14 protein-coding genes are annotated in these 13,359 nt (G+C 68.3%); 13 read left to right on the top strand and 1 reads right to left on the bottom strand.

What is annotated here, in order from left to right; genetic code table 11:
• The first annotated feature begins 6 nt into the window (after window positions 1-6).
• From NPJ82_RS14885 to NPJ82_RS14875, 3 genes are all read left to right on the top strand, one after another.
• Window positions 7-327, top strand: coding sequence for a hypothetical protein (locus NPJ82_RS14885; RefSeq protein ID WP_342657832.1), 321 nt, complete (start codon window positions 7-9; stop codon window positions 325-327).
• Complete coding sequence (folP, locus tag NPJ82_RS14880) at window positions 324-1,388, top strand: dihydropteroate synthase (RefSeq protein WP_342657831.1); 1,065 nt, start codon at window positions 324-326, stop codon at window positions 1,386-1,388. The genes NPJ82_RS14885 and folP overlap by 4 nt, the downstream gene beginning before the upstream one ends.
• A 68-nt stretch (window positions 1,389-1,456) precedes the next feature.
• Window positions 1,457-2,341: a bestrophin family ion channel gene (locus NPJ82_RS14875; RefSeq protein ID WP_267347252.1), complete on the top strand. Its 885-nt coding sequence runs from the start codon at window positions 1,457-1,459 to the stop codon at window positions 2,339-2,341.
• 97 nt (window positions 2,342-2,438) lie between these two features.
• Here the strand turns inward: NPJ82_RS14875 and NPJ82_RS14870 are convergent, their stop codons facing one another.
• The gene (locus NPJ82_RS14870; protein ID WP_342657830.1) at window positions 2,439-3,851 is read right to left on the bottom strand and encodes a sigma-54 dependent transcriptional regulator; all 1,413 of its coding nucleotides are present in this window, start codon (window positions 3,849-3,851) and stop codon (window positions 2,439-2,441) included.
• Between the two features lie 187 nt (window positions 3,852-4,038).
• On the opposite strand from NPJ82_RS14870, the gene NPJ82_RS14865 reads away from it, so the two are divergent.
• From NPJ82_RS14865 to NPJ82_RS14820, 10 genes are all read left to right on the top strand, one after another.
• Window positions 4,039-4,161 (top strand): aa3-type cytochrome c oxidase subunit IV, encoded by a 123-nt coding sequence (locus NPJ82_RS14865; protein WP_235903855.1) that lies wholly within the window; start codon window positions 4,039-4,041, stop codon window positions 4,159-4,161.
• Complete coding sequence (locus NPJ82_RS14860; RefSeq protein ID WP_342657829.1) at window positions 4,161-5,312, top strand: NAD(P) transhydrogenase subunit alpha; 1,152 nt, start codon at window positions 4,161-4,163, stop codon at window positions 5,310-5,312. Before NPJ82_RS14865 ends, NPJ82_RS14860 begins: the two co-directional genes overlap by 1 nt.
• A gap of 107 nt (window positions 5,313-5,419) precedes the next feature.
• Complete coding sequence (locus NPJ82_RS14855) at window positions 5,420-5,770, top strand: endonuclease domain-containing protein (protein ID WP_342657828.1); 351 nt, start codon at window positions 5,420-5,422, stop codon at window positions 5,768-5,770.
• Window positions 5,771-6,064, top strand: coding sequence for a proton-translocating transhydrogenase family protein (locus NPJ82_RS14850; RefSeq protein ID WP_112381504.1), 294 nt, complete (start codon window positions 5,771-5,773; stop codon window positions 6,062-6,064).
• A 23-nt stretch (window positions 6,065-6,087) separates the two neighbouring features.
• Window positions 6,088-7,536 carry an NAD(P)(+) transhydrogenase (Re/Si-specific) subunit beta gene (locus NPJ82_RS14845; protein ID WP_112381797.1) on the top strand — a complete coding sequence of 483 codons (1,449 nt, stop codon included), beginning with the start codon at window positions 6,088-6,090 and terminating at the stop codon, window positions 7,534-7,536.
• A gap of 122 nt (window positions 7,537-7,658) precedes the next feature.
• A complete protein-coding gene (locus tag NPJ82_RS14840; RefSeq protein ID WP_342657827.1) occupies window positions 7,659-8,597 on the top strand; it encodes a winged helix DNA-binding protein in 939 nt (312 codons plus the stop codon).
• A gap of 285 nt (window positions 8,598-8,882) precedes the next feature.
• Window positions 8,883-9,080 carry a hypothetical protein gene (locus NPJ82_RS14835; protein WP_112381502.1) on the top strand — a complete coding sequence of 66 codons (198 nt, stop codon included), beginning with the start codon at window positions 8,883-8,885 and terminating at the stop codon, window positions 9,078-9,080.
• A gap of 664 nt (window positions 9,081-9,744) precedes the next feature.
• A complete protein-coding gene (locus NPJ82_RS14830) occupies window positions 9,745-10,326 on the top strand; it encodes an ANTAR domain-containing protein (RefSeq protein ID WP_112381501.1) in 582 nt (193 codons plus the stop codon).
• A complete protein-coding gene (locus NPJ82_RS14825) occupies window positions 10,323-11,519 on the top strand; it encodes a CmpA/NrtA family ABC transporter substrate-binding protein (protein ID WP_342657826.1) in 1,197 nt (398 codons plus the stop codon). Before NPJ82_RS14830 ends, NPJ82_RS14825 begins: the two co-directional genes overlap by 4 nt.
• Window positions 11,520-12,110: 591 nt before the next feature.
• Complete coding sequence (locus NPJ82_RS14820; RefSeq protein WP_342657825.1) at window positions 12,111-13,358, top strand: MFS transporter; 1,248 nt, start codon at window positions 12,111-12,113, stop codon at window positions 13,356-13,358.
• The last annotated feature ends 1 nt before the right edge of the window (window position 13,359 follow it).

Here is a 13,359-nt window from a genome sequence, read left to right as displayed (position 1 = left end):
TCGCTCATGTCCCTTCCGTTATGCGCCGAACGCGCGTCCCTGCCTGTCCGTTATCCCGACGATACGCTGCTGACGATCACCGGGCTCACCATCGCCTGCCCCTCCACCTTGCTGCGCGTGCTGGACGCGGTCGTCGTGCTGGGCGGGGTGCCGACCGAGATCCGGGTGCGGCGGGGCCGCGCATCCTTCCGGCTTCATCTGCTGGTGGCGATCCATGTCGGCGGCGAGCGGATGCGCGATCGCCTGGCTGCCATCGTCGGCGTCCGCTGCGTCAGCGTGGCGCGAGGTTTCCATTGTTCGCGCTTTGTGGAAAGCGCAAAACCATGACCAGCCTGCACCTGCGCCCCATCCAGTTCGTCGATACGCCGATCGGCCATGACGGCCGGGTGGCGCGTCTGGCCGGTGGATTGCAGTGGTTTGCCGCCTATGAAGTGCGCGAGGGCGGCGGGCGGCGGGTGGTTCCGGTGGCCGACTTCGCAGCGGAACTGGGCGGGGATGCGCGGGCGGCGAGGCTACATGCCGCGATCACCGCGCCGCGCGCGCCGCTGGTGCTGGGAACACGGACACTGCGTTTCGACCAGCCGCAGGTCGCCGCGATCCTGAACGTCACGCCAGACAGTTTTTCGGATGGGGGTCGGCATCATGACGATCCGGGGGAAGCGGCGGCCAGCGGGGTGGCGATGGCGGCCGCGGGGGCGGCGCTGATCGATCTGGGCGGCGAATCGACGCGGCCGGGGGCGACCACGGTGTGGGAGGGAGACGAGACCCGGCGCGTCGTGCCGGTGGTGGAGCGGCTGGCGCGTGCGGGCACGCTGGTGTCGATCGACACACGCAAGGCCGGGGTGATGGAGGCGGCGCTGGCGGCGGGGGCGGGGATCGTCAACGACGTGTCGGCGCTGCTCTGGGACGACCGCGCGCTGGAGGTGGTGGCGAAGAGCGGTGCGCCCGTCATCCTGATGCACTCGCCCGATCCGGAAAAGGGCGGGCATGGCCGCCCCGGATACCGCGACGTGGTGACCGAGGTGTTCGACTGGCTGGAGGCGCGGATCGCGGCGGTGACGGCGGCGGGTGTCGACCGCGCCCGGATCCTGGTCGATCCCGGCATCGGCTTCGGCAAGTCGCTGGCGGAGAATCTGGCGCTGGTGAACGGGCTGGCGATGCTGCACGGACTGGGATGCCCGATCATGCTGGGGGCCAGCCGCAAGCGGATGATCGGCGCCCTGTCCAACGAGGCGCCGGTGACCGAGCGGCTGGGTGGCAGCGTCGCGCTGGCGCTGAAGGGCGCGGAACTGGGCGCGCAGCTGATCCGGGTGCATGACGTGGCGGAGACGGTTCAGGCCTTGCGCATCTGGCGGGGTTTGCGCGATCAGGCGCTCGTCGGCGGATAAATCGCCGATAACCTGCATCAATTCGGGGTGGCGTGCGTTGCCCCGGCTTCAACGAAAGGAAATCGCCCTTGATCGTCGATGCCGTTCCACGCGTACGCGTCATCATTACCGAAGTCTGGCGTCCGCTGCTCGGCCTGTTCGTCTGGGACGTGATCGTAACGGCGGCCTATTATCTGATGCCGATCAAGGCGCCGTCGCTGCCGTTGACGCTGTTCGGTTCGGCCCTGGCGCTGTTCCTGGGCTTCCGCACCAACTCGGCCTATGCGCGCTGGTGGGAGGGCCGGGGCCTGTGGGGGCTGATGATCAACGCATCGCGCAACATCGCGCGCTCGACCCGCAACTTCATGCCCGATCCCGAGGCGCGCGACCTGAAGCGGTCGATCGTGCTGCGCCAGATCGCCTATGTGAACGCGCTGCGCTGCCAGTTGCGCAAGCAGCCGGTGGACGAGGCGGTGCTGAAGTTCCTGTCGCAGGGCGAGGCGGAGCCGGCGCTGGCCCGCGTCAATACCGCCAACGGCCTGCTCGACGGCACCGGCCGCCGCATCGCGGACGCCCGGGCCAAGGGCTGGATCGACACCATCCAGCAGACGCAGATGGAGGCCGTGCTGGTCGACATCGCGAACGCGCAAGGCGGCATGGAGCGGTTGAAGAACACCCCGCTGCCCAATCAGTACCGGTTCATGCCGACCTTCTTCACGCGGCTGTTCTGCGTGCTGCTGCCGATCGGTCTGGTCGAGACGCTGGGCTTCGCCACGCCGATCGGGTCGACGATCGCGGGCCTGATGTTCCTGGCGACGCTGCAGATCGGCGACGATCTGGTCGATCCGTTTGCGGATACCGTCCACGACCTGCCGCTGAACGCGATGTGCCGCACGATCGAGATCGACCTGCTGCAATCCATCGGCGAGGAAGCGCCCGAGCCGATGAAGCCGGTGCACGGCATTCTCTGGTAAGGGACGGCGCCCGAAGCATCGGGCGCGCTATCCGGCTCACCACGGTTCGCTCAGCGCGAACGGGGAGGGGGCGCATGCCGGCGGGTGAGCAGTCCGCTCAGGCGGCGTGGTCGATGCCGAGTTCGCCGAGCTTGCGGTACAACGTCGAGCGGCCGATGCCGAGGCGGCGGGCGACCTCGGTCATGCGGCCGCGATAATGGCTGATGGCGAGGCGGATGACATCGGCCTCGATCTCGTCGAGCGGGCGCAGGTTGCCGTCGGGATGGAACAGGCTGATGCCGCCGCTGGTCACCCCGGACTGGGGCGCGGCGGGGCGGCGTTCGCCCAGGCTGGCGATCTGCGGGAAATCGGCGCGGGTGAGCATGTCGCCTTCGCACACCACCGCGGCGCGGAACAATGCGTTCTGCAATTGGCGTACATTGCCGGGCCAGTCATAGCGTGCGAGCAGCGCCAGCGCGTCGTCGGTGATGCCGAGCGCGGGCAGACCGGGTTGCTGGGCGATGCGGGCGAGCAGATGGCGAGTAAGCGCCGGAATGTCGTCGACCCGGTCGCGCAGCGGCGGGATGGTGACCTGTACCGCGTTCAGCCGGTAATAAAGATCCTCGCGAAAGCGTGATGCCTCCACCGCGTCGAGCAGGCGCGCATCGGCCGCGGCGATCACCCGGACATCGACGATGCGCGGGTGGCGACCGCCCATCGCATGGACCTCGCCGGTTTGCAGGAAATGCATCAGCCGCGCCTGCGCCTCCAGCGGCATTTCGCCGATATCGTCCAGGAACAGCGTGCCGCCATCGGCCTCGATGAACTTGCCGATCTTGCGCGAAAAGGCGCCGGTGAATGCGCCTTCCTCATGCCCGAACAGCTCGCTTTCGACCAGATTGGCGGAAATCACGCCGCAGTCGACGGTGATCATCGGCGTGTTCGCACGCGGGCTGGCGGCGTGCACCGCCTCTGCCACCACCGCCTTGCCGACGCCGCTTTCCCCTTCGAGGAGGACGGGGACGCGGGCGCGCGCCGCCTTGGCCGCGATGGCGAGCGCGGCGCGGAATTCCGGCGCGGCGCCGACGATCTCGTCAAAGGCGAGCAGCGCCGGGATCTTCTCGGTCAGCGGACGAAGCTCGCCGCCGGTGGTCGCGGCGACCGCGGCGTCGAGCGCGGCCAGCAGCCGTTCGGGAGCAAGCGGCTTGACCAGAAAGTCGGTGGCGCCGGCCCGCATCGCATCCACCGCCTGCGTAACCGAACCGTTGGCGGTCAGCATCAGGATCGGCAGCGTCGGGCGATGACGGCGCAGTTCGGTGATGAAGGGCGCCGCATCGGTATCGTCCGACCAGTCCATCAGGATCGCATCGAGCTGCATCCCTTCCTGCGTGCCGAGCGTGGCCAGCGCCATGTCGGCATCGGCCGCGAAGATCGCCCGCCAGCCGCGACGCTGGGCAAGGGCCGCCACCAGCCGGCGCTGGGCCGGCTCGTCGTCGATCAGGAGTAGCAGGCGCTGTCCGTTGCGCGTCATGATCGATCCCGTATCCCGTTGGTGGAGCCCCGAACTAGGGGTCAGCCTTTAAAACCGCCTTAAATCGGGACAGTCTACCCTTAAAAAACGCTTGCGGACGTACGGTACGGATATGTGCCGGGTCTTGAGGCGCGGCGATGGTCTGGTTAAGCTGGCCTTCGGCGACATAAAATAACGGGATGAGGCCATGGCCGGCAACGGAGACATGAAGGCGCACGTCGGGACCTATCATGCGATGATCGGCCTGTTGAAATGGGGTTCGGTGGGTGTGGCGATCCTCGTCGCGCTCGTGATCTGGCTGATCTCCTGATGAACGCCCCCGCCGGGGGCTCCCCGAAGATCGCGGTACTGCGCGAGCGGGCCGAGGGCGAGACGCGCGTGGCCGCGACGCCCGAGACGGTGAAGAAGCTGGTCGCGCTTGGCGCACGCGTGGCGGTCGAAACCGGTGCGGGTGCCGGAGCGACCCTGGCCGACACCGCCTATGCCGAGGCCGGGGCGGAGATCGGCGAGGCCGGGGCGGTGGTCGCGGGCGCGGACATCGTGCTGGGCGTCCAGGGGCCCGATCCGGCGCTGCTGACGGGTGCGGCGCCCGGTGCCTGGGTCGTGGCGGCGCATGATCCGTTCGGCGCGCGGGCGCGGCTGGATGGCTATGGCGCGGCCGGGCTGGAGGCGCTGGCGATGGAGTTCATGCCGCGCATCACGCGCGCGCAATCGATGGATATCCTGTCGTCCCAGTCGAACCTGGCGGGGTACAAGGCGGTGCTGGAGGCGGCGAACGCCTATGGCCGAGCCTTTCCGATGATGATGACCGCGGCGGGCACGGTGGCGGCGGCGCGCGTGTTCGTGATGGGCGTCGGCGTGGCGGGATTGCAGGCGATCGCCACCGCGCGGCGGCTGGGCGCGCAGGTGTCCGCCACCGACGTGCGCGCCGCGACGCGCGAGCAGATCCAGTCGCTGGGCGCGAAACCGATCTTTGTCGAGCAGGTGGCCGGGATCGAGGGCGAGGGCACCGGCGGCTATGCCGGCGAGATGAGCCCGGAATACCAGGCCGCGCAGGCCGAACTGGTGTCCGGCCATATTGCCAAGCAGGATGTGGTCATCACCACCGCGCTGATCCCCGGCCGCCCGGCACCCCGGCTGGTGAGCGACGCGCAGGTGGCGAGCATGCGGGCCGGATCGGTGATCGTCGACCTGGCGGTGGAGCAGGGCGGCAATGTCGAGGGCGCGGTCGCCGGCGAGGTGGTGGTGCGCCACGGCGTGTCGATCATCGGCTATCCGGCCCTGGCGCGGCGCCTGCCGGCGGATGCCTCCGCGCTGTTCTCGCGCAACCTGTTCAATTTCCTGTCCGCCTTCTGGGACAAGGAAGCGGGGCGGCCGGTGCTGCCCGATGGCGACGAGATCGGCGACGCGATCCGCCTTACGCGGGGCGGCCGGGTGGTGCACCCGAGGCTGGTGTCGTGATCCTCCCCGAGCCGGGGAGGGGGACCGCGCCCACAGGGCGTGGTGGAGGGGGAGGGCCGCACACGCGCCGCCCAGAGGTTTCGGTAGCCCGCAGGTTGCGGCGCGCAATGACGCTGCCGGAGGTGCTGCTGTGGGAGCAACTACGTGGTAGGCGGTGCGGTCTTCGCTTTCGACGGCAGCATCCCGTCGGTCCGTATGTTGCGGATTTCTGCTGTCTGGCCGAGCGCCTGATCGTCGAGGTGGACGGTGAAGCGCACGGCCGGGGGGATCGGCCCTGTTGTGATCGTACGCGCGACAGGTTTCTGGAAGAGAACGGGTTTCGGGTATTGAGGATTGCGGCCGCGGATGTGCAGCGGGACGTGGAGGCGGTTGTCGCTTCGATCGTTGCGTATGCGGGCCGCCCCCTCCACCACCAGCCTTTGGCTGGCGGTCCCCCTCCCCGTTCCGGGGAGGAATAGATGGACTTCATCTCGATCGTGTCGGTGTTCGTGCTGGCCTGTTTCGTCGGCTATTATGTGGTGTGGTCGGTCACGCCGGCGCTGCATACGCCATTGATGGCGGTGACCAACGCCATTTCCTCCGTCATCATCGTCGGCGCGCTGATCGCGGGGGCCGCGGCGGGATCGCCCGGTGCGAAATGGCTGGGGCTGGCGGCGGTGGTGCTGGCGAGCATCAACATCTTTGGCGGCTTTGCAGTGACGCAACGGATGCTGGCCATGTACCGCAAGAAGGAAAAGGCGGGCGCGAAGTGAGCGGGCTCGGCATGGGGGGCGGCATGGGCGAACGCGCGGTGCACGACCTGGCGGCGAACCCCTGGGTGTCGCTGGCCTATCTGGTCGCCGGGGTCTGCTTCATCCTGGCGCTGCGTGGCCTGTCCAGTCCGGAAACCAGCCGGCAGGGCAACCGGCTGGGCATGATCGGCATGGGGATCGCCGTCGTCACCACGCTGGTGACGCACGAACTGGCCAGCCTGCCCGAGATACTGGCGGCGATCGCGATCGGTGGCGGTATCGGCTTCGTGGTGGCGCGGCGCATCGCGATGACGGCGATGCCCCAACTGGTCGCGGCATTTCACTCGCTGGTGGGTCTTGCGGCGGTGCTGGTCGCGGCGGCGGCCTATCTGAACCCGCAGGCGTTCGGCATCGCCGATCTGGTGGTGCCGCTGATCGGGCAGCCCTTTGCCGTCATCCATCCGGTCAGCCGGATCGAGATGGGGCTGGGCGTGGCGATCGGCGCGATCACCTTTTCGGGATCGATCATCGCCTTCCTCAAGCTGAACGGCAATATGGGCGGCAAGCCGATCCTGCTGCCGGGGCGTCATGTCATCAACCTGGCGCTGCTGGGCGGGACCCTGGCGCTGATCGCGACCTTTGTCGGCGACCAGAGCCCGTGGATCTTCTGGACGATCACCGCGCTGTCGTTCGTGCTGGGCTTCCTGCTGATCGTGCCGATCGGGGGCGCGGACATGCCGGTGGTGGTGTCGATGCTGAACAGCTATTCGGGCTGGGCGGCGGCCGCGATGGGCTTCACGCTGCACAACACCGCGATGATCGTGACGGGCGCGCTGGTCGGGTCGTCGGGCGCGATCCTGTCCTATATCATGTGCCGGGCGATGAACCGCAGCTTCGTCAGCGTGATCGCGGGCGGCTTTGGTGCGACCGCGGCGAGCGGCGGCGATGCGGGCGCGATCGACCGGCCGTGGAAGCGGGGCAGCGCGGAGGATGCGGCCTTCCTGATGGCCCAGGCGGAGCAGGTCATCATCGTGCCCGGATACGGCATGGCGGTGGCGCAGGCGCAGCACGCGCTGCGCGAGATGGGCGACCTGCTGAAAAAGGAGGGGGTGCGCGTCAAATATGCGATCCACCCCGTCGCGGGCCGCATGCCGGGGCATATGAACGTGCTGCTGGCCGAGGCGAACGTGCCCTATGACGAAGTGTTCGAACTAGAGGACATCAACGCCGAATTCGCCCAGACCGACGTCGCCTTCGTGATCGGTGCGAACGACGTGACCAATCCGGCGGCCAAGACGGACAGGACCTCGCCCATCTACGGCATGCCGGTGCTGGACGTGGAGCGGGCCAAGACGGTGCTGTTCGTGAAGCGGTCGATGGGCGGCGTCGGCTATGCCGGTGTAGACAACGAGGTCTTCTACCGCGACAATACGATGATGCTGCTGGCCGATGCCAAGAAGATGGTCGAGGAGATCGTCAAGGCCCTGGGATAGCAGCGGCACGGACGCGGCATCGTCTCCCGGATGCCGGCGACCGTCAGGCGATGCGCCGGCCCGCATGATCCATGCGGGGGCGTGGGCGAAGGCGCGCGGTTGCGTGGTCGAGCGGGGGTGACGTGCAGGACGAGATGGGGTTTGACGGCGGGTTTGCCGTGGTGGTGGTGGGCGCTGGTGCGCGCGGGCATGAGATCGAGGAGGCGATCGGGCTGGCGGGCGGGCGGATGCTGCGGCGGATCGCGTGGGAGGCGATGCCGGCCGAACTGATGCGGCAGGTGGCGCAGCCGGTCCTGGTCGCCGATGCCCGCGGGGTGGGCGAGGACCTGCTGGCCGCGATGCTGCCGCGGCTGGAGGCGACCGCGGCGGCGCTGGACCTGCCGGTGATCGTCTGCCTGGATGTGGCAGAGATCGACGTGGTCGCCGCCGCGCTGCTGGGCGTGCAGGCGCAGTTGCTGTGCGGGCCGAGCGTCGCCGACCTGATCGGCGCGCTGGTGCTGGCGCGCGGATCGGGATCGACGCCGATGCTCAATGCCTATGCGCGCGAGGGCGAAGGCGAGCGGCTGCGGCGTCTGAACGCCGAAGTGGCGCGGATCGCCCAGGCGCTGGCCGAGCTTGCCCGGCGCGAGGCGGATGCGCCGGCCGGCGGGGCGGCGGACGTGGAGGATCGCCACAGCGCCTTTCGGGCGGAGCCGGCACGTCCTGCCTCGCGGGCCGATCCGGGGGACGCGGCGGCGGTGCGCGCGATCATCCGGCGGCGGCGGATGCGCGACGCGCTGTTCCCCGGCAATCTGTTCGAAGACCCGGCCTGGGACATGCTGCTGGACCTGTATGCGGCGCGACTCGAGGGGCGGCGCGTGTCGGTATCGAGCCTGTGCATTGCCGCTGCGGTGGCGCCGACCACGGCGCTGCGCTGGATCGGCAAGCTGTCCGAGGCCGGATTGTTCGTGCGCAAGCCCGATCCCGCGGACCGGCGGCGCGCGTTCATGGCGTTGTCCGACGCGGCGGCGGCGAAGATGCACGATTATCTGGCCGCTGCCAACGGGTCCGATCCGGTCTGATCCCCCCTCCCACGCCGAAGAATGACTTGGAGGTGGCTTTGTCGGGGCGGTGACAAGCATGATGTAAACACAACATCGCTGCGTCTTTTCTTGTGTAGTGTTGTTGTTGAGAGTGTATCGCAGCCTTAGTTCTTCTGCTGCAAATTCTTATCAAGAAGAAAGACTGTGATAGTCATTATCAACTACCATGATAATGGATCGCAACTGTTGATTTTGCTTGTTGCAGGGAACGAAACGGGCGTAACGATCATTTCAGCAACAACGACATCGTGACAGGAGCTTATCATGCCGCTCACCACTGCCGGCGCCGCAGCCTGCGCCAAGTGCAAGTTCTTCGACACCGACTCCGCCCGTTCGGACGCGTCGCTGGGCCTGTGCCGCTACAACCCGCCGATCAGCCAGCCGAGCGGTGAAGCCGCTGGCGTCTGGCCGAAGGTGGAAGCCAGCGACTGGTGCGGTCACTTCGAGGCGGTCGCCGCCTGAACGGCGCGATTACGCTGAATTGATCGACGGATGACGCCGGTCGCGACTTTGGTCGCGGCCGGCGTTGTCGTGTCTGGGGGGCTGACCGGAAATAATGTGGCGGTGTTGCCGTGCCGGGGGGGGGGGGCAGGAACACCGTGTTCGCGGGATACTCGTCGGGGCGCCCACCACAACCCGGCATCGGGACAATCCGCATATCGTCGCAGGAACTTGAACAGCGAGGGGTGGGGCTTCATGCCCTGCATCCGGACCTGCCCTGCAACGCCGCGTCCGGGGCCGGAACCCAGAGCCTGATGACAATTGTAACCGTTCGCGGCGAATAGAGATTGCGTAGTTCCGCAGGACCGGATCGAAGTGAGCCGGTGAACATGCTGGACTCATCGTATCGAGCTACCGTCCCACGTGCCAACGTGTCTCTCGATACACCGTCTCGATACGCGGCTTTGCCGCTACTCGACGGCTATTCGAGACGAACGGATAAGGGATCGGTCCGATGTCATCGCGGGCTGGCGGATCGGCGATCGGATCATCTCTGCGTCCTCCGCGCCTCCGCGCGAGCATCATTCTTCGCGTCTTCGCGTCTTCGCGTGAAACCACGTAATCTGCATTTACGAAAGACGGCCCGGCCTTGCCGATCATGCTGCGGGGCAGCATAAACGGCACCATGCGGATCGCGATCATCGATACCAGTACGACGCGCGCCGCGATCATTTCCGATGGTCTGCGCGAGGCGGGGCTGACCGATCTGGCGGTGATCGATCCGCGCGGGCCGCTGGTGGCGCAGGTGGAGGCGGCCCGGCCCGAGGTGGTGCTGATCAACCTGGAAAATCCCAGCCGCGACATGCTGGAGGATTTTTTCGCCATGTCGCGCGCGCTGGCGCGGCCGATCGCGATGTTCGTCGACCAGTCCGATGCGGAGGCGACGATGGCGGCGGTGGATGCGGGCGTGTCGGCCTATATCGTCGACGGGCTGGCCAAGGCGCGGATCAAGCCGATCCTGGATCTGGCGGTGCGGCGGTTCCAGGCATTCTCGCGATTGCAGGACGAGCTGGCCGAGGCGAAGAGCGCGCTGGCCGACCGCGCCGCGATCGACAAGGCCAAGGCGATCCTGATGAAGCGGCGCGGGATCGACGAGCCGGCGGCCTATGCGCTGCTGCGTGGGCATGCCATGTCGTCCAACCGGCGCATCGCCGAGGTGGCGGATGCGATCATCACCTCTGACGCGCTGATGGGAGAGTTGCCGTGACGCCGACGCCCGTGCGCATCGGGTTCCTGCCGCTGGTCGATGCCGCGCTGCCCATTTTGGCGCGCGAGCGGGGCTTTGCCGAGGCGGAAGGCCTGGCGATCGATCTGGTCCGCGACGCGACCTGGGCGGCGGTGCGCGACCGGTTGCTTTACGGACATAGCGACGCGGCGCATCTGGTCGCGCCGCTCGCCATCGCGACGGCGCTGGGGCGGGACCGGCCGGCGGTGCCGATGGCGGTGCCGTTCGTCCTGGGACTGAACGGCAATGCGGTGACCTTTTCCACCCGGCTGGCGGACGAGGTGGAGCTGGGCGACACGCTGGGCGATCCACACGCGATCGGCGCGGTGTTAAAGGGGGTGGCGGGGACGCGGCGGCTGCGCTTCGGCGTGGTGCATCGCCATTCCAGTCACAACTACATGCTGCGCTATTGGCTGGCGGGGGTCGGCATCCGGCCGGATACGGATGTGGACATCGTGGTGACCAGCCCGTTGTTCGCCGCCGATGCGCTGGCGGCGGGGGATGTGGACGGCATCTGCGTCGGCGAGCCGTGGAATTCGATCGCGGTGGATCGCGGCGTCGGGCGGATCGCGCTGGCGACGGCGCAGATCTGGCGGCGGGGCGTGGAAAAGGTGCTGGCGATGCGGGCCGATACCGCCGAGCGCGATCCCGACAGGGTGGCGCGGCTGATCCGCGCGCTGCACGCCGCGGCCGAATATTTCGTGCGCCCCGACACGGTGGAGGACACCGCCGCGCTGCTGGCGCAGCCGCGCTATCTGGATGCGCCGGCCGATGCGGTGCTGCGCGCGATCACCGATCGTATCCGCCTGTCGCCGGGGGCCGAGCCGGTGCGTTACCCCGACTTCATGTTCCAGCACCGCGAAGCGGCGAACTTCCCGTGGCGCAGCCAGGCGGCGTGGCTCTACAGCCAGATGGTGCGGTGGGAGGGTATCGCGTTCGATGAGCGCGATGCGGCGGTGGCGGCGGGGACGTTCCGGCCGGACCTGTACCGTGCGGCACTGGCCGGGTCGGGGGCGGTGTTGCCCGGGGCAAGCTCCAAGCTGGAGGGGGCGCTGGCCGAGCCGATCGGGGCGGGCGCGACGCAGGGGCGGTTGATGCTGGGGCGCGACGGCTTCTTTGACGGGCGGGCGTTCGATCCAGATGACGTGGCGGGGTATCTGCGGTCGTTGCCCTGAGGCGCGAGCGTCGGAAGATTTCTGTTCACGCGGAGGCGCGGAGGCGCGGAGGACGCGGAGATCATCATCCAGCCGCTGCGGCTCGCCCGTAGCGGGGGCTGGAGCAGGAGCGCGAAGGATGCCCCCTGCGCGAAACCTCTGCGTTCTCCGCGCCTCCGCGTGAACATCGTTTCTTCCCTTTTGCGGTTCGGCGCTTGCGAGGCTGTGAACTTCACTTTGATCCGTTCGTGCTCAACCTGTCTCTCGATACGCCGTCTCGGTACGCGGCTTCGCCGCTACTCGACGGCTACTCGAGACGAACGGATAAAGGTTCGACCTTAGCGGCGTTTCATTATCCGGAAGCGGGACGGCAATGCTGCGACTGCGAAAGGGACTTGCGCTGCCTCGGCGAATCAGGCACCTTCCTGTCGTCCGGCAATGGCGTCGGGCACGAAATCACCACGCGATGCCGCCTCCAACGTCGGGGGGGCCGCGTGACGGCGGAGCCGGCCTAGCCGATCCGCCTAACGGCAACGAAGCCGCCAGGATGCGCCAGCGATGGCCGCCGTCCTGGCGGCTTTTTCTTTGTCCTCGGCACAAGGGGAAGCGCGCATGGCGACGGCATATTGGAAGGACGATAAGGCGAAACAGGCAGCGGGGGCCGGGGGCTTCTGGGCCAGTGGGCACACGCCGACGCTGATCGCGGCGTTCCTGTATTTCGATCTGGCGTTCATGGTCTGGGTGTTGCTGGGGCCGTTGGCGCCGGAGATTGCGCGGTCGCTGATGCTGACGCCGGCCGAGAAGGGGCTGATGGTGGCGACGCCGACGCTGGCGGGGGCGATCCTGCGGGTGGTGAACGGCCTGCTGGTCGACCGGATCGGGCCGAAGCGGGCAGGCGCGATCAGCCAGGTGATCGTGATCGTCGGGCTGGCGATGGCCTGGGCCTTTGGCGTGACGAGCTTTGCCGGCACGCTGGCGCTGGGCGTGGTGCTCGGGTTTGCGGGCGCGAGCTTTGCCATCGCCTTGCCGCTGGCCAGCCGCTGGTATCCGCCCGAGCATCAGGGCAAGGCGATGGGGCTGGCAGGCATGGGCAATTCGGGCACGGTGCTGGCTGCGCTGTTCGCGCCCGCGCTGGCCGGGTTGTTCGGCTGGAACGCGGTGCTGGGCCTTGCCTGCATCCCGCTGTCGATCGTGCTGGTCGTCTATCTGCTGATGGCCCAGGATGCGCCGAACGCACCGCCGCCGCGCACCCTGGTCGAATATATGAGTCCGTTGCGGCAGGCGGATGCGTGGTGGCTGATGGGCTTCTACGCGGTGACGTTCGGCGGGTTCGTGGGACTGGCCGCCAGCCTGCCGATCTACTTCACCGACGCCTTCGGGTTGAGCACGGTGCAGGCCGGATATGCGACCGCGGGGTGCGTGTTTGCAGGGTCGCTGGTGCGGCCGATGGGCGGGGCGATGGCCGATGCGATCGGCGGCGTGAAGGCGCTGACCGGGGTGTTCGCGGTGGCCGCCCTGGCGCTGGTCGGCGTGGCGCTGGCGGGCAGCTTTACCGCGGCGCTGGCCTGTTTCGTGCTGGGGATGCTGGCGCTGGGCACCGGCAACGGCGCGGTCTTCCAACTGGTGCCGCAGCGCTTTGCCGCGGAGATCGGGGTGATGACCGGGCTGGTCGGCATGGCGGGCGGGGTGGGCGGTTTCTACCTCGCCTCGTCGCTGGGGCTGGCCAAGCAGATGACGGGCAGTTTCGCCCCCGGTTTCCTCGTCTTCGCCGCGCTGGCGGTGGCGGCGCTCGCCGGGCTGACGCTGGTCAAGCGCGGCTGGCGGGCCAGCTGGGGCACCGCCGCCGGCGTGCGGATCTGAC

It is taken from the genome of Sphingomonas sp. NY01 (genome assembly GCF_038809135.1).
Taxonomy (GTDB): Bacteria; Pseudomonadota; Alphaproteobacteria; order Sphingomonadales; family Sphingomonadaceae; genus Sphingomonas; species Sphingomonas carotinifaciens.
The sequence above is the reverse complement of the archived record's forward strand: the minus strand, read 5'-3'. Positions and strand labels throughout refer to the sequence as shown.